The sequence below is a fragment of the Paenibacillus solanacearum genome (assembly GCF_910593845.1).
In the GTDB taxonomy this organism is placed as follows: domain Bacteria; phylum Bacillota; class Bacilli; order Paenibacillales; family NBRC-103111; genus Paenibacillus_G; species Paenibacillus_G solanacearum.
Genome location: NZ_CAJVAS010000021.1, coordinates 89,666 through 111,398, shown reverse-complemented (window position 1 = coordinate 111,398; position 21,733 = coordinate 89,666). Strand labels below are relative to the sequence as shown.

Here is a 21,733-nt window from a genome sequence, read left to right as displayed (position 1 = left end):
CATCGCCCGCCCTTCCCACCCTTCCAGCTTGGCGTGCGCTTTCGTAGGGGCCATGGCGAGATTCTCCTTTTTCGACGGATTCGAGGATAGCAAGACGTTTTTAACAAACAGGCGCAACCTTTCGCCCGTTCGTTCCGTTCATCATTATAACGAACAAAATTTTCTCAATAAAGAACGAAACTACGTAGAATTCGGGAGAATTAGGAAGAATAATTGCGAATTTTGTTCTTTAAAACGAAATTTTCCCTTTTATTCGATTTTCAATTAGACGAAATTTGCGCTATACTCCAAAGTGTTGTTCGTTATAAAGAATGATTCAGCGAACGACGCTGGTTCCTGCAGCAAATCCACAACAAAGGATCGATCATCATGTTGGGAAAGCGAGTGAGGCAGCTTCGCATGGAAAGGGGGTTGTCGCTTTCCGCGTTGGCTGAAGCGGCCGATGTGGCGAAGTCTTACCTCAGCACCATCGAACGCGACATTCATTCGAACCCGTCCGTCCACGTGATGGACAAAATTGCAGCTGCGCTGGACGTGCCTTTGGAACAACTGCTTCATCCGGAGCCTCTGGACACGGAGCTGCAGTGGAAACGGGAATGGATCGAACTGCTCCACGATGCGCTCCGTTCGGGCGTTGCTCCGGCCGAGCTGAGAAGCATGATCGAATTCAAGAAATGGCAGTCATGCCAAAGCGAGAAAGAGGAGGAATAAACGCATGTGCGGCATTGTCGGTTATATTGGAAGCCGAAATTCCCAATCCATACTGCTGGATGGGCTGAAGAAGCTGGAGTATCGGGGCTATGACTCCGCCGGCGTGGCGATCCATACCCATTCGGGGCTTCGGCTCCTCAAAACGAAAGGAAGAATTCACGATTTGGAATCGCGGCTTGCCGATCAACCCCTTACCGGCTTCGCCGGGATCGGACATACGCGCTGGGCGACGCACGGCAAACCGTCGGATGCCAACTCGCACCCGCATACCGACGGGACAGCGAAAATTTCCGTTGTACATAACGGCATTATCGAAAACCATCTCCAGCTCCGCGAAGAGCTGGAAGCGCTCGGCTGCCGGTTCGTGTCGGAAACGGACACGGAGGTCGTTTCCCACTTGATCGCGCATTATTATGCGGGCGATCTTGTCCAAGCCGTCCGCCAGGCGGTCGGCCGCATTCGCGGCGCCTACGCCATCGCGGTACTGTCCGAGCATGAGCCGGACAAGCTGGTCGCCGTCCGCTGGGCCAGCCCGCTCATCATCGGCGCGGGCCGCGGCGAAAACTTCATCGGCTCGGACATTCCGGCCATCCTTGAGCATACGCGGGACGTTTATATTTTGAACGACGGCGAGATGGCCGTGCTGAGCCGGGACAGCGTGGAGCTGATGACGCTCGAAGGCAATTTTATCGCCAAGCAGTTGCTCCATATCGATTGGGATATGGTCCAGGCTGAGAAAGACGGCTTCGATACGTTCATGCTGAAAGAAATTCACGAGCAGCCGCGCGCTTACCGCGACACGATGCGCGGCCGCGTCTCCAAGGCGGAACAGCGGATCGACCTGCCGGATGTGAAGCTGGCTCCGGAGCAGCTCCGGCAGCTGAAGCATATTCAGATGGTCGCTTGCGGCACGGCATACCACGCCGCCCTCATCGGCAAGACGGTGATTGAGCAGCTGACGCGCATTCCCGTCGAGGTCGATCTCGCTTCCGAGTACCGCTACCGGATGCCGATCGTTCGCGAGCATACGCTGGTCATCGCCGTCAGCCAGTCGGGCGAAACGGCCGATACGCTCGCCGCGATGCGGGAAGCGAAGCAAGCCGGAGCGCGCGTGCTCGCCATTACCAACGTAATCGGCAGCTCCGTAGCCAGAGACGCGGACGACGTGTTGTTCACGATGGCGGGGCCGGAGATCGCCGTCGCGTCCACGAAGGCGTATACGTCCCAGCTCATCGCCTTCTATCTGCTTGGCCTGCATCTGGCTCAGGCAAGACGCACGCTGGACCCTGTCCTGCAAGCCGAGCTGCTGGCTATGCTGGAGCGGCTGCCGCAGCAGGCGGCGGACGTGCTCGGACAAGCGGCCGATGTGCGGCAGCTCGCCGACATCCTTACCGGGCACGAGCATCTGTTCTTTATCGGCCGCGGGCTCGATTACAGCTTGGCGATGGAGGCGTCGCTGAAGCTCAAGGAGATCTCATACATTCATTCCGAAGCGTACGCAGCGGGCGAGCTCAAGCACGGATCGCTCGCGTTGATCGAGGAAGGCACGCCGGTCATCGCGCTGGCGACCCAAGACCGGCTGCTGGAGAAGACGATCAGCAATATAAAGGAAGTGAAAGCGCGCGGCGCTTACGTCATCGCGCTGGCGCTGGAAGGAAATACGGAGATGGCCAAGACGGCGGATCGCGTGATCTATGTGCCGCGCACCTTCTCCCTGCTCGTTCCCGCGATCGCCATCATCCCGCTGCAGTTGCTCGCTTATTATGCCGCGGACCTTCGCGGCAACGACGTGGACAAGCCGCGCAATTTGGCCAAAAGCGTCACCGTCGAATAACAGCGGCCGACTGGCATCTAGGGAGAGGAGAGAAACCGTATGTGGCTGGAGCCTATCGACCAGGCGGCCTCCGTGCTGTACGTGCTCGGCGCGCTGATTGCCAGCGGATTCGCCGTCCTGATTGCGCTTCGCCTCCGCGACGGGCAGTCCGATGAAGCCTTGAAGCGGAATTTGGCAAAGTATCACGATTATTTCAATTATGTGAGCGCGAACGCGGACGGCGCGGATGCGCTGCTCCCTCCACCCGGCAGCTTGACGACGGACGAGCTCAAAGCCATCCAGTCGAAGCTGCTCGAATGGATCGAATCGATCGGCGGGGAGCACCGCGACAAGCTGACCGCGCTGTGCCGCGATCTGGGCCTCGTGAAGCTGGAGCTGGAGCGGCTGCGCAGCCCCTGGCATGCGGTCCGCATCGACGCCGCGTATCATTTGGGCGTCATGCGCGCGGACGGCGCAGCCGGCGAGCTGATCGGGATGCTCGAGAAGGAAGGGGCCGACCCGACCGCATTCGTCGTCGGGCGCGCCGCTGCCAAATGCGCGGCGACGCTGGACGAGCTGCGGCGTATCGTATCGCTCTTGACCCGGCATCATCCCGAAGCCCGGCAGTTGATCGCCGATATGACCGCTTCCGCTTCGATCGACCCGCTGCCGCTGTACGCCGAGCTGCTGACGGCTGGAAGCGATGAGTCGAGCCTGACCGTTGCCCTGATTGGCCTGTATTCGCGCAACGAGCCCGGACTGAACCGGCTTGCGGCGCCGCTGCTTGGCTCGGAATGGAAGGAAGTGCGGATTAAGGCGGCGAAGCTGCTGCTGCGCTACCCTCAAGTGCTGCCGCCGGAGCAAATGCATAAGCTGCTGCATCATCCCGAATGGGAAATCAGGGCAGCAGCGGTCAAAGCGGCGGGCGAAAGCCGGCTGGTCCGCTATATGGACGAGCTGCAGCTCGCCTTATCCGACGAACAGTGGTGGGTTCGCCATTACGGGGCGCAAAGCCTCGCCCTCTTCGGTGCGGAAGGGTTCATCGCGCTGTGCGAAACGGCTTGCGGAGCGGACAACGATGCGTCCCGCGAAGCCGCCCTGCACGCCGTTCACGAGGAGCTGGATCGCGCTGCGGCCGTCGCTTCGCAGGAGCTGAAGCAGCTGCCGTACTACAGTCATTTGAATGAAATTTACCGCAATCTGTTTGCGGGCCATCCGGGCGACCGCCGCTTGAACGGAGCCCGCATCAGTTCATAGGAAGGGGATCCGAATGAGAGAGTTTTTGCTTGGTTACGGCATCTTCGCCACCTATCTGATCATCGGATCCGGCGTTCTTTATTTGTTCATCCTGGCCGTATCGCATCAACGGATGCGAACGCTCGTCAAAAGCACGCTATACTCCCGCTTCCGGGAGCTTGCCGGCTCGGAGCACGTGCCGCCGGTTTCGATTCTGGTCCCTTCCCACAACGAGGAGCTGACCATCGTAGAGAGCGTCCGGTCGTTGATGACGCTGGAGTTTCCGGTCTACGAAATCGTGGTCGTCAACGACGGTTCCCGCGACCGGACGCTGCAGGTGCTGATCGATACGTTTCAGCTGAAGCCGCAGCGCCTGTCCACTTTTCGCCCGCATGTCGCCTCCAAGCCGATTCGCGAAGTGTACTGCAGCCCCCAGTATCCGAAGCTGGTGGTCATTGATAAGGCGAACGGAGGAAAGGCGGATGCGCTGAACGCCGGCATCAATGTATCGAAATACCCGCTCGTCGCCACAATCGACGCGGACAGTCTGCTCGAAAAAGACGCGCTGATCCGGCTGGTCAAAGTGTATATGGAAAACCCGGAGCAGCATATCGCCATCGGCGGCAACGTCCGCATCGCCAACGGCAGCACGATCGAGGACGGGCGCGTACGCGCCGTAAGGCTGCCGTCCCAATGGCTGCCCGCCCTGCAGTACGTCGAGTATATGAAAGCTTTTCTCGGCGGGCGCATCGGATGGAGCGCGATGAACGGCCTGCTCATCGTATCCGGAGCATTCGGCTTGTTCCGCAAAGATTACTTGATCGAAGTCGGAGGTTACGAGGCGGAATGCCCGGGCGAGGACATGAACATCGTCATGAAGCTGCACAAGCATATGCTGGAACGAAAGCGACCGTACCGGATCGTCTTTTGCCCCGACGCCGTCTGTTGGACGCAGGCGCCCGATACGCTTCGCGTACTGTCGGCGCAGCGCCGCCGCTGGATCCGGGGCAATCTGTGGAACATGATCCGGTTCCGCTCCATGCTGTTTATCCCGAAGTATAAAATGATCGGCTGGCTCGCGATGCCGTATACGATCATGTACGAGACGTTAAGCCCTTATGTCCGGCTGTCCGGGCTGGCCGCGCTGATCGGCTATGTGGTCATGGACATGACCCAGCTGCCGATTCTGATCATGTTCCTGCTCGCGAACTGGCTTACGGGCCTCATCTTCACCTGCGGTTCGCTGCTGATCGAGCAGTTCGCCTTTCGCCGGCGCATTTCAACCGCCGAGCTGCTGCGCATCGTCGGCATCTCCGTGATCATGGCCATCGGCTACGATCAGTTGAATGCCTGGTGGAAGCTGCTCGGCCAATGGGATTACGTCCGACGCAACAACAGCTGGGGCCATATGGTGCGCCGCAGCTGGCAGGATGGCCAGACGGACGGCGCCGCCTCCAAGAAAGGAACCGCCAAAGCCACAACTTCCGCATCATCAATTTGAACGAAATGGAGTGAATGTGTATGAATACCCCTGTGTTAACCCGATCCGGTCTGTCCCGCATGTTGTTCGAACGCGTCCGCCAATCGCTGCAATCGTCCGCCGCCGGGGAAGGCTGCGGTCTTCTGATCGCCAGCGTTCGGCCGATGGAAGGCATTCAGCTCGACCGTCTGGAGAAACGGCTGCGGCTCGAATCCCCCGGACTGACGGCGATCGCTTCGTACGAGGCCGACGACCAGGCGCTTGTCATGCTGCTGCCCGGCCAGACGCTGGCTTTCACGCATTTCCTGTCCATCTCCGTCAAAGCGCATTTGCAGGATGAGGGGCTGCTGGCGGGACGTCTTGCGGTCACCGGGTTTACGGAAGACGAGCCGGTGTCCGAACCCTTACTCGAGGCATTCGCTGCCCGCTGGTCCGAGGCGTCTGACGGCGATCAAGACATTGCCGTGTTTGCCGGCACGCAACCGGCGTCGCCCGAACCGCCGACCGTCGTCATGATCGATTCGAATAAAGATTTGCTCGACTTCATGAATGTGCGCCTCGGTATGCAGGGCTACGACGTCCGTCCGGCCCAGGACGGCATGGAGGGGCTGCAGCTCATCGAATCGGTACGTCCCGATCTCGTCATTACGGAGCTGAAGCTGCCCGCGCTGGACGGCTACCAGCTCATCGACCGCATTCGTCATTCGCGCAAGCACCCGGGCTGCAAGGTCGTCGTCCTGACCGATCTCGGCGTTGAGCGCGACATCTGCCAATGCTTCGAGCTCGGCGCCTCCGATGTGATCAAGAAACCGTTCTCCCCCAGGGAGCTGGAAGCGCGAATCCGGCGGCTGTTAGCCTGATACTCTCTCAGATACAAAGGAGCTTAAGGCCATGATGAGGAACGCCTCGCCGGCCGCCTGGCTGCTGCGTCTTGCGATCATCGGAGCCGCCGTCCTGCTCGTTTGGCATTATTGGCCCGCCGCCAAGGTGGAGAGCGTGCAAAGCGCCGACGGTTCCCGCATCAAGTTTCGCACCCAGGACGACCGAATCGAAATATACGAAAACAACGGCTGGACGCCTTTCTTCGTCAAAGGAGTCAACGTTGGCGCTGCGCTCCCGGGTCATGACCCCGGCGAGCTTCCGATTCCGAAAGAAACGTATCTCGACTGGTTTAAACAAATACAAGCGCTCGGCGCCAACACGATCCGCGTCTACACCATCTTATCGCCGGCGTTCTATCAAGCGCTTGTGGAATACAACGAGCGCGCCGAGCATCCTTTATATTTCATCCAGGGCGTGTGGACCCCGGAGGACGAGCTGATCGAGAAAAAGGACGCGTATTTGAGCGAAATCTATACTGAATTTCAGACTGAAATCGAACACGCCGTCGGGGCCGTATACGGTGCCGCGGATATCCCGCAGCGGTTCGGCAAAGCAAGCGGCGCTTACCGCGCCAATGCCGGTCCATACCTGCTCGCCTGGCATATCGGCACGGAATGGGATCCGCGCATGGTACAAAACACCAATGACACCCATAAAGATAAAATAGGCTTCACAGGCTCCTACGTCTCCGCCAAAGCGCAAGCCAGCCCGTTCGAAAATTGGCTGGCGGAGATGCTCGACCATGTCGCCGTGCTCGAGACGCAGTACGGCTGGAAGCATCCGCTCACCTTCACCAATTGGGTCACCACCGATCCGCTCGAGCATCCCGGCGAAATCCTGATCACCGAAGATATGGTCGGCGTCGACGCGATGCATTTGGCGGTTAACGGTTGGCCGGCCGGTTATTTTGCCTCCTACCACGCCTATCCGTACTATCCCGATTTCTTCCGGCTGGACGCAGCGCTGTATGACGTGAAGGAAGCCGACGGCACGCCGAATACGTATCGCAGCTACTTGCGCAAGCTGAAGGAACATCATCAGGGCATTCCGGTCATGATCACCGAATTCGGCGTCCCCTCTTCGCTCGGCGTCGCCCATCTGACCGGCATGAACCGCAATCAAGGCGGCCATGACGAAGCGGAGCAGGGCCGGATCAACGCCTCCTTGCTAGGCGATATTTACAATGAAGGCATGGCCGGCGGCATCGTGTTCTCCTGGCAGGACGAATGGTTCAAGCGCACCTGGAACACAATGCATTTCGAGATTCCGCAAAACCGGCGCAAGCTGTGGCATAACGTGCTGACCAACGAGCAGCATTTCGGGCTGGTCGCCATGCTTTCCGGCAAAGACGGCTTGTTGAAAATCGACGGTGACGATTCCGACTGGCAATCGCTGAAGCCGGAGGATAAGCAGCAGGTGAAGGGCACATATCCGGGGTGGAAAAGCTTGACCATGACGCATGACGAGGCGTACGTCTACCTTACCGGCGAGCTGGAACGGCCGTTCGACCCGGACCGCGAGAAGCTGTACTTCGGCGTCGATGTGACTCCGGGCGGGAACAAGCACGGAGACGCGCTTGGCGGGCGAACGCTCGACGAAGGGCTCGAAACGTTGATCGTGCTCGGGAAGGACGATGAAAGCGAAGTGCAGATCGCCGCCAACTACGACTTTCATACCCGTCTGTACGGCAAGCAATACGGGATGATTCCGCCTAAACCAGAGGATGAGAAAGACGATTCCGGCGTCTTCCACCCGTGGAAGCTCGCCGTCGGGCTCGAGATGATCCCGCCCGATACGAAGAAATACAGTCCGTTCGAGGATGTCCCGGCCGGCAAGCTGCTTCGCGGCACGACCGATCCCGCCTCCAAGGCGTTCAATTCGCTCGCCATGTGGCAGGCCAAGGGCAGCAAGATCGAGCTGCGCGTGCCATGGATGCTGCTCGGCTTCACCGACCCGAGTTCCTTGCAGGTCATGGCTTACGGCGAGAAGGACGGCAAGCTGTACGCGGTGCCGTCTCAGGGCATTCGCCTCGTCCCCTGGATCGCACAGCGGTCGGACGGCTCCGTGCAGGGGCTGGACGGCGGGAACGGCGGCGCGTACCCGGTCGCTTCCTTGCCGCTCTACAGCTGGCCTGCCTGGGAACAGTCGGCCTACACGGAGCGGCTTAAGCAGAGCTACCCGCTGATGCAGGAGGCGTTCCGGCAGATCGGCAGCGGCAACAACAGCAGCGCGACAAAAAAACCTTCCTAAGCAATTAGGAAGGTCTTTCTCGTCGTATGCTGCCCTTATTTGAGACTGCGCTGGTTGTTGCGCCATTTGTTAAATTCCAAAAACTCCGTGAACTGCTCCTTGCTGATCCCGGAGCCCATCGCTTCCCGCACGAGGGAAAGCCATTCCTCGTCGAGCGGTTCCGCGGCGGCCGGCTGCTTCTCCTGCAGAAATGTTTCGAGCGGAACCCCGAGTACGGCGCAAATTTTTTCGAGAAAATGAATGGACGGATTCGTCTGGATGTCCCGCTCGATCGAGCTCAAATAGGACTTGGCTACTCCCGCTCTTTCCGCCAGCTCGCTGAGCGTTAATCCCCGTTCCAATCGCAGCTGCTTAACTTTGGTGCCGATCATCGCATGAGACCCCTTTTTTTCTGCCTTTAATTATTATCAATATATTAACAAAAAATGACGGATTTGTGGATGCTATATTTATTATACCCATTGTAAGCGCTATCAGTTGCGATCAAAAAAAGAAAACATGCAAAAGATCGGATGTTTTCTTCTTTAATGGCGTTTTTTGTCGCATATTTGGTTTTCTTGGCATTCACGAAAAAATTGTCGGACTTCCTCTTTCGACAGCCCGATTTTGCGAGCCGCAAGCATCAAACTAACCCAGTTCTCGTCCAGGTTCTTGTCGGCTATCGACGTATTTTGTACAGACATAGCCCGATACCTCCAGATTCCGAAACTTGGCGCATTATAACGGTTCGTAAAACGACGCGTTTTTTAGTCGGATTTGGGATTTATTGGAATGGGGAACTGACCGTAAAGGATGCCTCAGGCGATTTCGGACAGATCCTAGATGTCATTACCCCGCTTCCAAACGTTTGACGCAGCTTCATTCGGCTGCGCGCCGCCGCCGTCTCTGAGTGAGCCTTGCTTGCGGAAATCCGGGCCGCCCGGCGAGTGGGCAAGCCGCGGCCCAGCCGTGCCTTCGCGTAGTAAGCGGCGACATACCCGCCACCGACAATCGAGGCGCGGGAAAGTATGTCAGCCGCCCGCTACGACTGCTTCGTGACGCCGCTCGCCACCGGTCCGGGACCGTGCTGCGCTTTGCTGCTCCGGTCCGTCAGGAAAAAGTAGCCGAAGAAGGACGCCATCATCTGCTGAAACACCATCCCGATGATGACCGGCATTGCGACGGCCGGCGGGAAGTAGGCGATCGCCAGTACGGCTCCGGCGCTAATGTTGCGCATGCCGCAGTTGAACGTCATCGTGATCGCCAGCTCCTTCCCCCAGCCGAGCGCCCGCGTCAAATAATAGCCGCCGATATAGCCGAGCGCGACGGTGACGATGATGACGACGGCCAGCCATGCCAGCTTCAGGTTGATCCCGGTGAAAAACGGCGCGACGAAGGCGCTGTTGATCATAATGACAACGGCGAGGCCGATTTTGGAAAAAGGCGCGAGCCGCGGCCCCAGGACGGTTTTGATGCGTCCCCGGGTCCACTGATTCAGCAGCATGCCGATGACCGAAGGCGCCACCACCATAATCAGTAGCCCCTTCATCATGCCGAACACGTCCATATCGACGTTCGTGCCCACGATCAGCGACATAACGCCAGGCACGATGAACGGAGAGAGCAGCGTATCGATCAGGATGATCGACAGCGTCAGCGCGATATTCCCTTTATACAGCGATACCCACATGAAGCTGACGATGCCGGTCGGCAGCGCCAGCAGCAGCACCAGCCCCGTCACGAGCTGCGGATCGCCCGGCAGCATCAGATGCCCGGTCCCCCACGCGATCAGCGGCATAATGCCGTGCAGCAGCACGAGCGATACGATGATCGGCAGCGGATGCGTCATCACCCTCTGCAAATCTTTCAGATTCAGACTCAAGCTGCCCGCAAACGTAATAAAAGCAAATATCCACGGCACGAACGGCGTGTAAGGCTTCAGCCAGACGGTAAGCAGCATGCCCAGCACCACGCTCGTCGGCGTAATGAGCGGCATCCATTTTTCCAACGTTCTGTTCAGTTTTTGCAGCATTTGGCATTCCCCCGCTGTGTAGTTACGATGCAAGCCATCGGATAATACGTCGTTCACGATATCATGTTCACGTTAACATTATCTCACGAAAAGAAAGGAAGTAAAGAGCAACCATGCGCCCTTTACTTCCCGAACGGCTATTTTTTGCTGCCAAATTTGGCGTAAGCCGCCTCGTATTCCTTGATCAGCTGGTCGCCGCCGGCTTTGCGCCATTTGTCGACCTCGCCCTGCCAGCCGGCATCGTCCAGCTTGCCCATGATGAATTTGGTTTGCGCGTCCCAAATCATCTGGTCCAGCTCCTTGCCCCGCTCCGTGTAGATCGCCGATGTGAGCGTCAGCGCCGGGTTCGGCACGGCCAGCTTGCCGCCGTCGCGCGCCATTGTCGTCCCTTTCTCGCCGAGCGGCGTATCCTTCAGCGCCGCTACGTTATAGCCCTCCACGTTCACCATATTGTCGCGGTACGGCTTCACTTCGCGCTGGAAGCCATTGAAGTCTTTATACTCCGTCTTGCCGTCCGCCTTCACGTAATGCTTGCCTTCGACGCCGCGCAGCTGGAGCGTAGATATCGGCTCGTCCATCAGCTTGTCGAGGAATGACAGCACCTTCTTCAGCTCGGCTTCGGTTTTGACCGAAGACTTCGGAATCGCCAGGAAGCCGAAGTTGCCTGGCTCACCCGCCAGACGCGCCCCTTGCGGACCTGCGAACGGCGCGATGTCGAGCACCCCGCCAGGTACATTTTTCACGAGGCGTTCCTGAAAGCTCTTGCCGTTCTGCGCCACGCCGTTCAGCTTCATGCCCACCCGTCCGGCGTCCATCATCGCATCGGCCTCGGACGGATCGAACGCCGGGAAGTCTTGATTAATCAGCTTTTCCTCGAACAGGCGGCGGAATAGCTTCATGACGTCGACGTACTCCTTGGTCATAAATTCCGGCGTCAGCTTGCCCGCGCTGTCTGCGCCCCATCGGTTGACCCCGCCGAGACTGACCGCGATCCGGGTCAATACCGGCTGCGTCCCTTCGTTGTACTTTTTATAAAGCACCGTACCGTATGTGTCGTTCTTGCCGTTCTTGTCGGGATCGTTCAAGGTCATCGCCTTCAGGACGCTGTACCATTCATCCAGCGTCGTCGGCATCTTCATGCCAAGCGCATCCAGCCAGTCTTTACGGAAGACGATCGCCGCCCGTCCGATATCGCGGAAGTTCGGTACGCCATAGATTTTGCCCTCCACGGAGATGTTCTGGAAATGCTGCGGATCTTGTGCGGACAAGTTTTTATAGTCCTTTAAGTACGGCCCGATCTCCCAGAACAAGCCGGATTGTACGGCGCCGACCGTCGTCGGGACATAGTTCAGCTTGACGATCTTCGGCATTTCGTTCGAAGCGACCATCACGTTGATCTTCTCGTCGTATGCCGACTGGGGAATCCACTGAATATCGAGCTTCGTATTCGTATACTTCTGTATCGCCTGCTCGACTTCGTTTCCTTTGGCCGGAATATCCCCCACCTGCATGAGCGCCATCGTAATCGGAAATGGCCCGTTCTCGTCCTTCCCCGCGGCTTGGCCGCCCGTCTTGCCCGCTCCGCTGTCCGCGCAGCCGGCGAGCAGCCCAGCCGAAATGGTCATCAAGCAGGCCGCGGCCGTCCATTTTTGCCATCCTCTGTTGTACGTCATCGCTGTCGTTCCCCTTTATTTCTTATTCAATTTGGCGTACGCCTCTTCGTATTCCTTGATCACTTTATCGCCGCCGGCTTTGCGCCACTTGTCCATTTCCGCCTGCCAGCCGGCATCGTCTATTTTCCCCATAATATACTTCGTTTGCGCGTCGTTGATCATTTGCTCCAGCTCTTTGCCCCGCTCCGAGTACGTCGCCGAAGGCAGCGTCAGCGCCGGATTGGGCACCGATTTCTTCGTTCCTTCCTTCGCGAGCAGGTTGCCCTTGTCGCCAAGCGGCGTATCTTTGAGCGGCGCTACATTGTAGCCCTCGATGTTGAGCAGGTTGTCGCGGTACGGCTTCACTTCGCGCTGGAATGCGGAGAAATCGGTATACTCGGTCTTGCTCCCGTCCACCTTGGCGTAATGCTTGCCCTCGATCCCGCGCATTTGTAGCGTGGACATCGGCTCATCCATCAGCTTATCGAGAAAAGCCAGCACGTTCTTCAGCTCGGCTTCCGTCTTCACCGCCGATTTCGGAATGACGAAAAATCCGTTGTTGCCGCTTTCGCCGGATACCCGGACGCCTTTCGGCCCGGTCGGGCTCATGACATCGAATACGCCGGCCGGCACATTTTTCACGAGCCGGTCCTGCATGCTCTTGGCGTTTTGCGCTACAGCTACGCGCACGCCGGCGCGTCCCGCGTCGTATACTTTCTCCACTTCGCTGTCGTCGAATACGGCGAAATCCTGATTGATCAGTTTCTCGTCGTACAACCGCTTGAACAGCTTCAAGACATCGGTATATTCTTTGGTGACGAATTCCGGTATAAACTTGCCGTTCTCCACCGCCCACTTGTTCGGGGCGCCCTGGCTGACCGCAATGCGCGTCGTCAGCGACGCCACGCCATCGTTATATTTTTTGCTGAGCACCATCCCGTACGTATCGTTCTTGCCGTTCTTGTCCGGATCGTTCAGCGTCATCGCCTTCAGCACAGTGTACCATTCGTCCAGCGTCGTCGGCGGCTTGAGGCCCAACTGATCGAGCCAGTCCTTGCGGTAGACGATCGCGCCGCGGCCGATATCCCGGTAGGTCGGGATGCCGTACAGCTTCCCGCCGACTTTGATATTGTCGTAGTACTGCGCATCCTGTGCCGACAAGTTTTTATAGTCTTTCAAATACGGTCCGATCTCCCAAAACAACCCCGATTCGATCGAGCTGATGATCGTCGGCACATATTTGACCTTGAGCAGCTTCGGCAGCTCGCTGGAGGCGATCATGACGTTGATTTTCTCGTCGTACGCCGCGCTCGGAATCCACTGGATGTCCAGCTTCGTATTCGTGTATTTCTCGATCGCCCGCTCGACTTCGCTTCCTTTGGCCGGGATGTCGCCCACCTGCGTCACCGCTATCGTAATTGGAAACGGTGCGGCATCCGCAGCAGCGCCCGTGCTTCCCTCTGCCGGCTTACCTTGTCCGCCTCCCGCACACCCCGTGATCGCTCCGGCTGCGATTACTGCAGCACCGAGCAGCGCTATGCTCTTGTTTCCTGTCATCTGTCAAGCCGACCTCCTTTTGTTCTACTGAACGTGTGCCACTTCACTTGACTTGAGGTGTATCCGCTTTCACGTTTGGCTGTTCTGTTCGGTTGCGTGAAGTTTACAACCCCGATTATCGGACATGACGGCATGATATGCTATCGCTCAATTTTAACTTGTTCGCTGCCGCCTGCAAGAAAGCGCTTGCCAAATAGGCGCTGCGGCGCGGATTGCACGGCTTTTAACTTCCGGCTATGCCGAATTTAACTCCGGTTTCGCGGCGCAATCGCTGGAGATTTTTCCCGATTTCGTTAATAATGGAAAGGGACCGCTTGGCTTAGCGAAGACAGGTTCAACCGCCGGAGCATGCCGCTTCGCGCAAATGCCAAATAAATCATGAGGTGAATGGGATGCCGCAAATCACATTGTACAAAGCGTTATGGGGAATGAACGGAACGCCCGAGGAGCAATTTGCCCAAATCGCAGCGGCCGGCTGCTATCAGGGCATCGAAACGGGCGTGCCCGCCAAGGAAGACGCTGCCCGCTTCCAGGAGCTGCTCGCTCAATACAATTTCAGCTACATCGCCATGGTGTACACGCGGGGGGACGATCACGCCGCTTCGTTCGAAGCGCAGGCCGAGGCCGCAGCCCGGCTAAAGCCGGTGCTGATCAATTCCCACAGCGCCAAAGATTCCATGCCGTTTGAGGGGCAGCGTCAGTTTTTCGGTCATGCGCTTGCGGTCGAGCGATCGCTTGGCATCCCCGTCGCGCATGAGACGCACCGGGGACGAGCGATGTTTACGCCTTGGAGCACGGCGGCGCTGCTTCGCGAATTTCCCGAGTTGAAGATTACAGCCGATTTCAGCCACTGGTGCTGCGTATGCGAATCGCTGCTGCCCGACCAGCAGGATAACCTGAAACTTGCGTTCGAGCGGACTTATCATATTCATGCCCGCGTTGGCTATGCGGAAGGCCCGCAAGTGCCGCATCCGGCCGCGCCGGAGTATGCCAAGGAGCTTGCCGTGCACGAAGCCTGGTGGAAAGAAATCGTCAAGGTACGCAGCGCTGCTGGCCAGCAGGCGATCACGCTGACGCCGGAGTTCGGGCCCCCGGGCTATATGCATACGCTGCCGTTTACGAAACAGCCGGTGTCCGACCTGTGGGACGTCTGCCTCTGGATGGCGAATCGAGCCAAGCACTATACGGAATAAAGCTGTGCGCTTCCACCCATCTGCCCGATCTTCCCGCATACATGCCGCAATCATTCATACCTAAACGAAAAACGAGCGCTGCCGGTCACCATCGTGAACCCGGGGCGCTCTTCTTATGTTGCTGCCGATTTCCGGCGTTGCCTGCTTACAGGCTTGGCCCAGTCAGGCGCTGCAGCCGGCTTGTGACAAGCCCGCAGTCGTTATTCCCGCCGAAGCCCCTGCGCAGCCTCCAACTCCTCCAGCAGTTGTTTCACGGTGTCTACCGTCTGCTGATAGTACGGCTTGTAGTTTAGAGGCCGTACAAAATCGAGGAAGGCTCTGCCGATCGCTTCTACCTGAGGTACATACTCCCGGATGTCTACCCGATATCGCCCCAGCTCCCGAGGTGGCTGGGACGGCCTCTCCTCCACTTCGATCAGCTCGATCATCTGTTCGCCGGGCCGATGCTCCACGATAAAAGAATAGCCCCGGCATTCCGGATCGCCGCAGCCGCATACGAAAAAGGGCATCCGCTGCCACTCGTTCGCATTCGCCCACCGGTCGGGCGACACGTTCTCCCGAGCGCTGAGCAGCAGCGCCGGCAAGCCGACATCGACGCAGAGCGGCTCATCGATCACGATCTCGCCGTCCGCTTCCATATATACGTCGGCATGAATAATTTGCAGATCGGCGTCAAACGACCACCCTTTGCAATTCAGCACAAATGACACAAGACGTCCCCCTTTCCATCTAATATGGTCACAATTACCAAATATTTTCCCGCGTATAATATCAGCTTTGGTACATACTACCTAATGAAACGGAGGTGATATTCATGGCAGCAGGACAATCCCGCAGCAGCAACCAACTGGTTGTTCCACAAGCGAATCAAGCTTTGGATCAACTGAAATACGAAGTTGCTCAAGAACTGGGCATCCAGATTCCTCAAGACGGTTACTATGGCTTCATGGCCACTCGTGACACCGGGGCAATCGGGGGGCACATCACACGTCGCCTGGTTCAAATCGCCGAGCAGCAACTGGCAGGCAAATTCACAAGATAATGGTTCACCCTCGAATACTTACATGTGCAGGCGGCTCATTCACGGGCCGTCTGTTTGCCGTCTAGCCGGGCTTCTTGCTTCCTCCCCATTATACCGGAAAAATGCAAGAAAAGCTTCCGGCACGGCCGAAAGCTTCATGATTTGTTTTATATAAAGAACAACAGAAGAATAAAAAAGAAGTATAATGGCAGTAAAAAAATTAATAGTCAAGCCGGAATTTGCCACTGTCTTGAAACAGGCTGGCCATATTGTAGTTCGATTCGAACGTAACGCTTGTGCATAAGGTGTTTTGCCGCATGGCAAATTCGAATTGAATCTCCCCATGCGTCCAATGCTTCAGCTTCAACGCTTCGAGCGCCGTCTGACGGAACGAAGACTGATGCGTCTCCGTCAGCCCCTTCTCTACCTTCTTCCACTCCGTACCTTTGCTTTCCAGCGGAAAATGCCGAATACCGAATTTCCCGATCACATTGTTACGGATCTGTACGAATACGGTGCCCGATGTTAATTGTGTAAGCTCGCCCTTAAGCTGTGTGAACACAAGCTCCAGCTGTCTGGCTAATGGCACTTGATCCAATACCACAGGATACCTCCTTTCATTTCATTTATTGTCATATTATGTAATTTAGTTCTGTAGCCCTATTATATTCAAATGCCAGTGAATTTTCAACCAATAATATCAAATATTTGTAAATTTATACATGGGATGCCGTCGATTTGTCGAAATTTCACGCTACGGCGCGCTTTTTTCGGCCGTATGATCCGTAACTACGGTCCTTTTTTCATGCCTTTGTTTTTGTGAAAAGGGATAGACCGACATCTGTATCAATGGTATAATTTACCCAAATTCGTTTCCATAAACTGCGAATTTTCTACTACTATTTGTCGAAGGGGTCGTTATTATGAACAGGTTCTACGGTCTCTCATTCACGAGAAAGCTGCAGGCGGCTTGCTATCTCGTCGTGGCCGTCTATTCCATCGCGCTGCTCGTCTTCGCTCTCCAAACGGAGTACGCGGCTATAGGCGTGACGTTACTCGTCATTCTTGCCGCACTGAGCGTCCTCTTTGTCCGTTGGCTGGAGAGAGCGCTTACAGAGCCGATCGCGGATATGACGCGCGCCGCTTTGAACATTTCGAAGGGCGACTTTTCGCAGAAGCTGTCCACGCAATCGAACGATGCGCTCGGCGAGCTGTCCGCGGCGTTTAACAAAATGACGGAAAAGCTTCGCGAGCTGCTGCAAAATACGGGCCGTACCTCGCAGCATGTGTTCGAGTCAAGCCGCGATATTTTCTACAAGAACGAGAAGATGAAGTCGGTTATGGAGGAGGTCGCCGTCGCCTCGAACGAGCTGGCTTCCGGCGCGAATCAAATCTCCGAGGAAATCGGAGGCGTATCCGTCGCCACCAAGCATATCGAGGAAATGGTCAGCACCTACGCAAACGCCACACGCGAGATGAATTCGGCCTCGGGTAAGATGATTGAGCTTGTCGAAAAAGGACTGCAGTCCGTCGAAGCGCAAGGAACCGGTATGCGGCGAAACGTCGAAGCGACAGCCAACGTATCCCAGACGATCGACCTGCTCGCCCAGCAGGCGAACGGCATATCGAAAATTACGCATACCATCTCCGAAATCGCCGAGCAGACGAATCTTCTGTCGCTGAACGCCTCCATCGAAGCCGCCCGTGCCGGTGAACACGGCAAAGGCTTCGCCGTTGTCGCCCAAGAGGTGCGCAAGCTCGCCGAAGAGTCGACCAGCTCCACCAAGGAAGTATTCCAGCTCGTCAAGACGATCGAGCAAGGCATCGTTCAGACGCTGGCTTCCATGGCGGAAAACGAATCCATCGTCAAGGAGCAAACCAAGCTGATTACCGAAACAGAAAGCGTGTTTGCGGAAATCGTCGGCAGCGTGAAGCTGATTTCCGAGCGGATCGCCGTGTTCGCAGAAGAGAGCGAGCAAATGCTGTCCAGCGCTCAGCAAATATCCGGTACGATGGAGAGCATCTCGGCCATTACTGAGCAATCGGCGGCCGGCACGCAGGAAGTGTCCGCGTCGATGAACGAGCAAATCGCTGCCGTGCAGGCAATCGTCTCCCAATCGGAGGAAATGACCAAGCTGGTGACGCAGCTGCAGCAATCGATGAGCGTCTTCAAGCTGTAAGCGCCCATACTGCTATATACATACACAAAGACGTGCCCGGAACGGCCGATCCTATGATCGGCACGTACGGGCACGTCTTTTCTGTTGGGTTATACGGTTATGAGACGGCTTGCGCCGCTGCTTCGTCTAAGCGTGCTGCTCGACGCAGCGCTTCCACTTTTCCAGCTCGTTCGTGCACACCCAGATGTTCGGATAGCGCTGATGAAGCTTGCTCATGCTCTCTTCATCGTCAATCGTCCAGGCGATGATCTGAATGCCTTGCTCCTCGCACCGCTGAATGAAATCTTCGTTCAAATAAATATACTTGACCGAAACATAGCGAGCGCGGATTTGCTCCGCCAGCGGGAATACGGAAGGCGTCGCTCCATAGATCACAAGGCCCAGCTCGACCTCGCTGCTCAGCTCCCGCATTTTCATAATCGAATAATGGTCGAACGACGTCACGAAGATGTCTTCCATCATGCCGCACTCGCGTACGACTTCAAGCACCTTCGCTTCCAGCCCCGGATACAAATCGCCGCTCTGTTTCAGCTCGATGTCGACCTTGGCTTTTCCTTTCGCCATCTTCAATATTTCTTCCAGCGTCGGGATCGGCTGTCCGTCGCCGGCATCCAGCTTCCGCAAATCGTCGAACAAATAGTCGATGACATGACCGGTGCCGTTCGTTGTCCGGTTGACCGTCGTGTCGTGAATGACGACGGCAACGCCGTCTTTCGTCAGCTGCACATCCAGCTCTAATATATCGTACGATAAATCCAATGCAGCTTGAAAAGAAGAAAAAGTATTTTCCGGATATTTCTTCGGATAACCTCGATGCGCCAAACCTGGGATCATGGTCTTTGTCCTCCTTCAATATGGGCAGCTCAGAACGTCTCTTCCCTTGTTACATCGTATTTATCAAGCTTGCGCAGCTGCGAATCCGCCTCATTATTCACTCCAAGGCAAAATTTGAATGCGGTCGAGCGCGTAGCTTGAAGATGTTTTGTACTTGGTCGCGCCGGATTCAAACAAGATGTGCATCTCCCCATTCAGCTCATACAAGCCCTCGGACATCGGAGGAAGCTCCATCGAATTCTTCTGGTTATTCTTATCCAGGAACCAGACCGGAACTTCTTTCTTGCCCACGGTGACTTTCGTGTGCGGCGCTTCCGTCAGGCTCTGCTTAAACCGGAACAGCGTGCTGGCGTTGTTCCGACCGTAAGACTGGCTGAGCCAAATATGGTCCTTCATCATATACATGCCTTGAACCCGATCCGGAATCGACAAAATGTAGTCCGGCGCCGGCTGCGTTTGATCCGCGGCAATAACCGGCAAATCGGTTTCCGGATTCAGCTTGTACCCTTCGATCCACGCCTTGTATTCCTTGTCTTCCCTGTTGTTCATATAATGCGACTTATCCGTAGGATAGTCGGAGCCGTGAGCAAACTCACCGATCCAGAGCACGCCGTCGGCATAGCCGTTAAACGATGCGCGGGTATCGCTTTTTACCGAACCCTTGAACGCGACTTTGCCGCCGCTCTCCGCTTTTACGATGTCGTCGATGTCGACGTAATACACTTGCTTGTCCGAAGAAATCCAGACATGCTTCTTGCTGGCCGAGATTCCGCCTGCATGACCAGTATAGGGCGTCGTTTCGTTTTTGTAAAGTTCCAGCGCCTTGACCATCTTACCGGAAGCGGCGTCGATGACGGAGATCACGCTCGTCTTCCCGTCCTCCCGATAAGAAGAGACAAGAATCCATTTTTTATCATCCAAATACGCGAGACCTTGCGGTACCGCGTTTTGCTTCAATGCCGGTACGATCGGACCTTGTTTGGCCTTCTCGAGGAAAGGCTTAATTTCCGGCATATCGACGCGAAGCTTGATGCCCGCTTCCTCCTGCGTAATGCCATTTCCTGACGCAGCCGGTTTGTCTTTCGAATCCGCTTGGGAGGACGATCCGGCTTGAGTCGATGGCGATGCTGCGGGAGGCGTGGCGGCCGGCGGCTTCTGGCAAGCAGAAACAGCAACACTAACCGAGCAAATCAGTGAAAGCAAAATCGCAGTGCGTTTCATTCCTTTTATTCCACCGAGCCTTTCTTGAGGATCTCGCGCAGTCGGCCCGGGAAGTCTGTGATGATGCCGGAAATGCCTGCGTCGATCGCCTGCTCCATTTTGGCCGCGTCGTTAATTGTGTATGCGTATACTTGAAGCCCTTGTTCCACGGCGTCGCGCACATCTTCCTTATCGATGCGCTTGGCATTCGGGTGCAGCGAGAATACCGGTACGCCTGTCGTTGCCGCCAAAGCGGAGTGGCGTCCGATATTGCAATCATAGAGAAGCCCGATTCTTACATCAGGCAGCAAAAGCTTCATGAACACCAGGCATTTATGATCGAAAGAAGAAATGACGACGTTATGTACCCGGTTTTTCCGTTTCATCAAATCGGCCAGCGCGAGCTCGAGCTTACGGTTGTACGAGCCTTTGATTTCGACATTGATCATAATGTGCTCCGGCACGAGGTCGAATACTTCTTCCAGTGTCGGCACTTTCTCGCCTGCGTATTTCTCGTCAAACCATTTGCCGGCGTCAGCTTGTTTGATTTCGGCCAACGTCAGCTTGTTAACGGTACCTGTCATATCCGAAGTTCGGTCCATGGTCGCATCGTGAATAACGATGATTTCCCCGTCCTTGGACAAGTGAATATCGAGCTCGATGGCGTCGCAGCCTTGTTCGAGTCCGAGACGAAATGCAGCAAGCGTGTTTTCAGGCGCTTCCCCTTTCGCCCCGCGGTGAGCGATAACTAATGGTTGATTCGTTGCCATTGTGAAGATCATTCCTCTCCTGAACCTTGTTTTTTTAGATTCTTATGATTTATCATCATGAAAAGACCGGCCTGTAACAAACCGGTCTTCCATAATTATCTCACTTAAACGTCGAGTTTGACATAGCTGCGACAATATATTTTTGTGCGAAAATAAACACGATGACGATTGGGAATATAACAAGAATACTTGCGGACATGAGCAAATGCATCGTCAACGCTTCGTTACCGGCGATAGAGTCGCGCATCATCGCGATCCCGACCGTCAGCACGCGCATTTTATCGGAGTTGGTCATGATCAGCGGCCAGAAGTATGAGTTCCAGCTGGAAATGAAGCTGATGACGGTCAGCGTAGCAATGGTTGGGAATGCCATCGGCGCCAAAATCCGGTACAGCACTTGCAGCTTGTTGGCGCCGTCCACTTTCGCCGCTTCGATGACGTCGTTGTTAATCGAACGGAACGTCTGACGCAGCAGGAAGATACCGTAAGCCGATGCCGCGTGCGGGATAATCAGCGCATAGTATGTGTTGATCCAGCCAAGCTTGGACAGCATGACGTAAATCGGAACGAAAATAACTTGCTCCGGTACGATCAATGCGGCGAGAACGAGGACAAACAGTCTTTCGCGTCCGACGAAGGAACCTTTGGCAAAAGCATAGGCAGCCATGATGCCGATGTTGATTTGCAGCACGACGATCCCGACGGTTTGAATGACCGTGTTCACGGTAAACGTGTAGAAAGGAATCGTTTTAAAAGCACTGGCAAAGTTTTCAAAGTGGAACCGCTCCGGCCAGAACGTAGGAATCGCAAGCCGCAATTCCGCAGGCGTCTTGAAAGCGGTAATAATCATCCAGTAAATCGGGAAAAACATAATCGCAGTAATGATGATGGCAAACACGAGACGGGTAGTGTTGGATACTGCTGAACTCTTCATATGCTCACT

20 protein-coding genes are annotated in these 21,733 nt (G+C 56.0%); 9 read left to right on the top strand and 11 right to left on the bottom strand.

Annotated features, from left to right (window positions below; translation table 11 throughout):
• Positions 1 to 369: 369 nt before the first annotated feature.
• From KXG62_RS20835 to KXG62_RS20810, 6 genes are read left to right on the top strand one after another with little or no spacing between them, the layout of a single operon-like run.
• A complete protein-coding gene (locus KXG62_RS20835) occupies positions 370 to 711 on the top strand; it encodes a helix-turn-helix domain-containing protein (protein WP_218093938.1) in 342 nt (113 codons plus the stop codon).
• 4 nt (positions 712 to 715) lie between these two features.
• Entirely contained in the window at positions 716 to 2,545 is a 1,830-nt protein-coding gene (glmS, locus tag KXG62_RS20830) for a glutamine--fructose-6-phosphate transaminase (isomerizing) (RefSeq protein ID WP_218093937.1), read from the top strand.
• Between the two features lie 39 nt (positions 2,546 to 2,584).
• On the top strand, positions 2,585 to 3,781 hold the full coding sequence (locus KXG62_RS20825; protein WP_218093936.1) for a HEAT repeat domain-containing protein: 1,197 nt from the start codon (positions 2,585 to 2,587) through the stop codon (positions 3,779 to 3,781).
• Positions 3,782 to 3,794: 13 nt separating this feature from the next.
• Positions 3,795 to 5,261, top strand: coding sequence for a glycosyltransferase family 2 protein (locus KXG62_RS20820; RefSeq protein ID WP_218093935.1), 1,467 nt, complete (start codon positions 3,795 to 3,797; stop codon positions 5,259 to 5,261).
• Positions 5,262 to 5,281: 20 nt separating this feature from the next.
• Positions 5,282 to 6,100: a response regulator transcription factor gene (locus KXG62_RS20815; protein ID WP_218093934.1), complete on the top strand. Its 819-nt coding sequence runs from the start codon at positions 5,282 to 5,284 to the stop codon at positions 6,098 to 6,100.
• A gap of 31 nt (positions 6,101 to 6,131) precedes the next feature.
• Positions 6,132 to 8,372: a hypothetical protein gene (locus KXG62_RS20810; protein WP_218093933.1), complete on the top strand. Its 2,241-nt coding sequence runs from the start codon at positions 6,132 to 6,134 to the stop codon at positions 8,370 to 8,372.
• Positions 8,373 to 8,407: 35 nt separating this feature from the next.
• On the opposite strand, the gene KXG62_RS20805 is transcribed toward KXG62_RS20810, so the two are convergent.
• The 5 genes from KXG62_RS20805 to KXG62_RS20785 form a co-directional block, all read right to left on the bottom strand.
• The gene (locus KXG62_RS20805) at positions 8,408 to 8,743 is read right to left on the bottom strand and encodes a helix-turn-helix domain-containing protein (protein WP_218093932.1); all 336 of its coding nucleotides are present in this window, start codon (positions 8,741 to 8,743) and stop codon (positions 8,408 to 8,410) included.
• Positions 8,744 to 8,896: 153 nt separating this feature from the next.
• Positions 8,897 to 9,055: an anti-repressor SinI family protein gene (locus KXG62_RS20800; protein ID WP_218093931.1), complete on the bottom strand. Its 159-nt coding sequence runs from the start codon at positions 9,053 to 9,055 to the stop codon at positions 8,897 to 8,899.
• 338 nt (positions 9,056 to 9,393) lie between these two features.
• On the bottom strand, positions 9,394 to 10,383 hold the full coding sequence (locus KXG62_RS20795; protein ID WP_218093930.1) for a bile acid:sodium symporter family protein: 990 nt from the start codon (positions 10,381 to 10,383) through the stop codon (positions 9,394 to 9,396).
• A 137-nt stretch (positions 10,384 to 10,520) separates the two neighbouring features.
• Entirely contained in the window at positions 10,521 to 12,056 is a 1,536-nt protein-coding gene (locus tag KXG62_RS20790; protein ID WP_218093929.1) for an extracellular solute-binding protein, read from the bottom strand.
• A gap of 15 nt (positions 12,057 to 12,071) precedes the next feature.
• Complete coding sequence (locus tag KXG62_RS20785) at positions 12,072 to 13,592, bottom strand: extracellular solute-binding protein (protein ID WP_218093928.1); 1,521 nt, start codon at positions 13,590 to 13,592, stop codon at positions 12,072 to 12,074.
• 392 nt (positions 13,593 to 13,984) lie between these two features.
• On the opposite strand from KXG62_RS20785, the gene KXG62_RS20780 reads away from it, so the two are divergent.
• Complete coding sequence (locus KXG62_RS20780; protein ID WP_218093927.1) at positions 13,985 to 14,785, top strand: sugar phosphate isomerase/epimerase family protein; 801 nt, start codon at positions 13,985 to 13,987, stop codon at positions 14,783 to 14,785.
• 200 nt (positions 14,786 to 14,985) lie between these two features.
• Here KXG62_RS20780 and KXG62_RS20775 read toward each other — a convergent pair whose 3' ends face one another.
• Complete coding sequence (locus KXG62_RS20775; protein ID WP_218093926.1) at positions 14,986 to 15,495, bottom strand: hypothetical protein; 510 nt, start codon at positions 15,493 to 15,495, stop codon at positions 14,986 to 14,988.
• Positions 15,496 to 15,599: 104 nt separating this feature from the next.
• Between KXG62_RS20775 and KXG62_RS20770 the strand changes: the two genes are divergently transcribed.
• Positions 15,600 to 15,827, top strand: a complete 228-nt coding sequence (locus KXG62_RS20770) for an alpha/beta-type small acid-soluble spore protein (RefSeq protein WP_218093925.1) — start codon at positions 15,600 to 15,602, stop codon at positions 15,825 to 15,827.
• Between the two features lie 199 nt (positions 15,828 to 16,026).
• Here KXG62_RS20770 and KXG62_RS20765 read toward each other — a convergent pair whose 3' ends face one another.
• A complete protein-coding gene (locus tag KXG62_RS20765; RefSeq protein ID WP_218093924.1) occupies positions 16,027 to 16,410 on the bottom strand; it encodes an O-methyltransferase in 384 nt (127 codons plus the stop codon).
• 319 nt (positions 16,411 to 16,729) lie between these two features.
• Here KXG62_RS20765 and KXG62_RS20760 point away from each other — a divergent pair, with 319 nt between their 5' ends.
• A complete protein-coding gene (locus KXG62_RS20760; protein ID WP_218093923.1) occupies positions 16,730 to 17,986 on the top strand; it encodes a methyl-accepting chemotaxis protein in 1,257 nt (418 codons plus the stop codon).
• A 126-nt stretch (positions 17,987 to 18,112) separates the two neighbouring features.
• Here the strand turns inward: KXG62_RS20760 and KXG62_RS20755 are convergent, their stop codons facing one another.
• From KXG62_RS20755 to KXG62_RS20740, 4 genes are all read right to left on the bottom strand, one after another.
• Positions 18,113 to 18,820, bottom strand: a complete 708-nt coding sequence (locus KXG62_RS20755) for a glycerophosphodiester phosphodiesterase (RefSeq protein WP_218093922.1) — start codon at positions 18,818 to 18,820, stop codon at positions 18,113 to 18,115.
• Positions 18,821 to 18,913: 93 nt separating this feature from the next.
• Complete coding sequence (locus tag KXG62_RS20750) at positions 18,914 to 20,041, bottom strand: YncE family protein (protein WP_218093921.1); 1,128 nt, start codon at positions 20,039 to 20,041, stop codon at positions 18,914 to 18,916.
• A gap of 5 nt (positions 20,042 to 20,046) precedes the next feature.
• Complete coding sequence (locus KXG62_RS20745; RefSeq protein ID WP_218093920.1) at positions 20,047 to 20,790, bottom strand: glycerophosphodiester phosphodiesterase; 744 nt, start codon at positions 20,788 to 20,790, stop codon at positions 20,047 to 20,049.
• A 100-nt stretch (positions 20,791 to 20,890) separates the two neighbouring features.
• A complete protein-coding gene (locus tag KXG62_RS20740; protein ID WP_218093919.1) occupies positions 20,891 to 21,724 on the bottom strand; it encodes a carbohydrate ABC transporter permease in 834 nt (277 codons plus the stop codon).
• Positions 21,725 to 21,733: the final 9 nt, after the last annotated feature.

What these genes read in the sequence shown, in the direction of transcription:
- KXG62_RS20835 (WP_218093938.1), top strand. Translation starts at nt 370, where the DNA reads ATGTTGGGAAAGCGAGTGAGGCAGCTTCGCATGGAAAGGGGGTTGTCG.
- glmS (WP_218093937.1), top strand. Translation starts at nt 716, where the DNA reads ATGTGCGGCATTGTCGGTTATATTGGAAGCCGAAATTCCCAATCCATA.
- KXG62_RS20825 (WP_218093936.1), top strand. Translation starts at nt 2,585, where the DNA reads ATGTGGCTGGAGCCTATCGACCAGGCGGCCTCCGTGCTGTACGTGCTC.
- KXG62_RS20820 (WP_218093935.1), top strand. Translation starts at nt 3,795, where the DNA reads ATGAGAGAGTTTTTGCTTGGTTACGGCATCTTCGCCACCTATCTGATC.
- KXG62_RS20815 (WP_218093934.1), top strand. Translation starts at nt 5,282, where the DNA reads ATGAATACCCCTGTGTTAACCCGATCCGGTCTGTCCCGCATGTTGTTC.
- KXG62_RS20810 (WP_218093933.1), top strand. Translation starts at nt 6,132, where the DNA reads ATGATGAGGAACGCCTCGCCGGCCGCCTGGCTGCTGCGTCTTGCGATC.
- KXG62_RS20805 (WP_218093932.1), bottom strand. Translation starts at nt 8,743, where the DNA reads ATGATCGGCACCAAAGTTAAGCAGCTGCGATTGGAACGGGGATTAACG.
- KXG62_RS20800 (WP_218093931.1), bottom strand. Translation starts at nt 9,055, where the DNA reads ATGTCTGTACAAAATACGTCGATAGCCGACAAGAACCTGGACGAGAAC.
- KXG62_RS20795 (WP_218093930.1), bottom strand. Translation starts at nt 10,383, where the DNA reads ATGCTGCAAAAACTGAACAGAACGTTGGAAAAATGGATGCCGCTCATT.
- KXG62_RS20790 (WP_218093929.1), bottom strand. Translation starts at nt 12,056, where the DNA reads ATGACGTACAACAGAGGATGGCAAAAATGGACGGCCGCGGCCTGCTTG.
- KXG62_RS20785 (WP_218093928.1), bottom strand. Translation starts at nt 13,592, where the DNA reads ATGACAGGAAACAAGAGCATAGCGCTGCTCGGTGCTGCAGTAATCGCA.
- KXG62_RS20780 (WP_218093927.1), top strand. Translation starts at nt 13,985, where the DNA reads ATGCCGCAAATCACATTGTACAAAGCGTTATGGGGAATGAACGGAACG.
- KXG62_RS20770 (WP_218093925.1), top strand. Translation starts at nt 15,600, where the DNA reads ATGGCAGCAGGACAATCCCGCAGCAGCAACCAACTGGTTGTTCCACAA.
- KXG62_RS20760 (WP_218093923.1), top strand. Translation starts at nt 16,730, where the DNA reads ATGAACAGGTTCTACGGTCTCTCATTCACGAGAAAGCTGCAGGCGGCT.
- KXG62_RS20755 (WP_218093922.1), bottom strand. Translation starts at nt 18,820, where the DNA reads ATGATCCCAGGTTTGGCGCATCGAGGTTATCCGAAGAAATATCCGGAA.
- KXG62_RS20750 (WP_218093921.1), bottom strand. Translation starts at nt 20,041, where the DNA reads ATGAAACGCACTGCGATTTTGCTTTCACTGATTTGCTCGGTTAGTGTT.
- KXG62_RS20745 (WP_218093920.1), bottom strand. Translation starts at nt 20,790, where the DNA reads ATGGCAACGAATCAACCATTAGTTATCGCTCACCGCGGGGCGAAAGGG.
- KXG62_RS20740 (WP_218093919.1), bottom strand. Translation starts at nt 21,724, where the DNA reads ATGAAGAGTTCAGCAGTATCCAACACTACCCGTCTCGTGTTTGCCATC.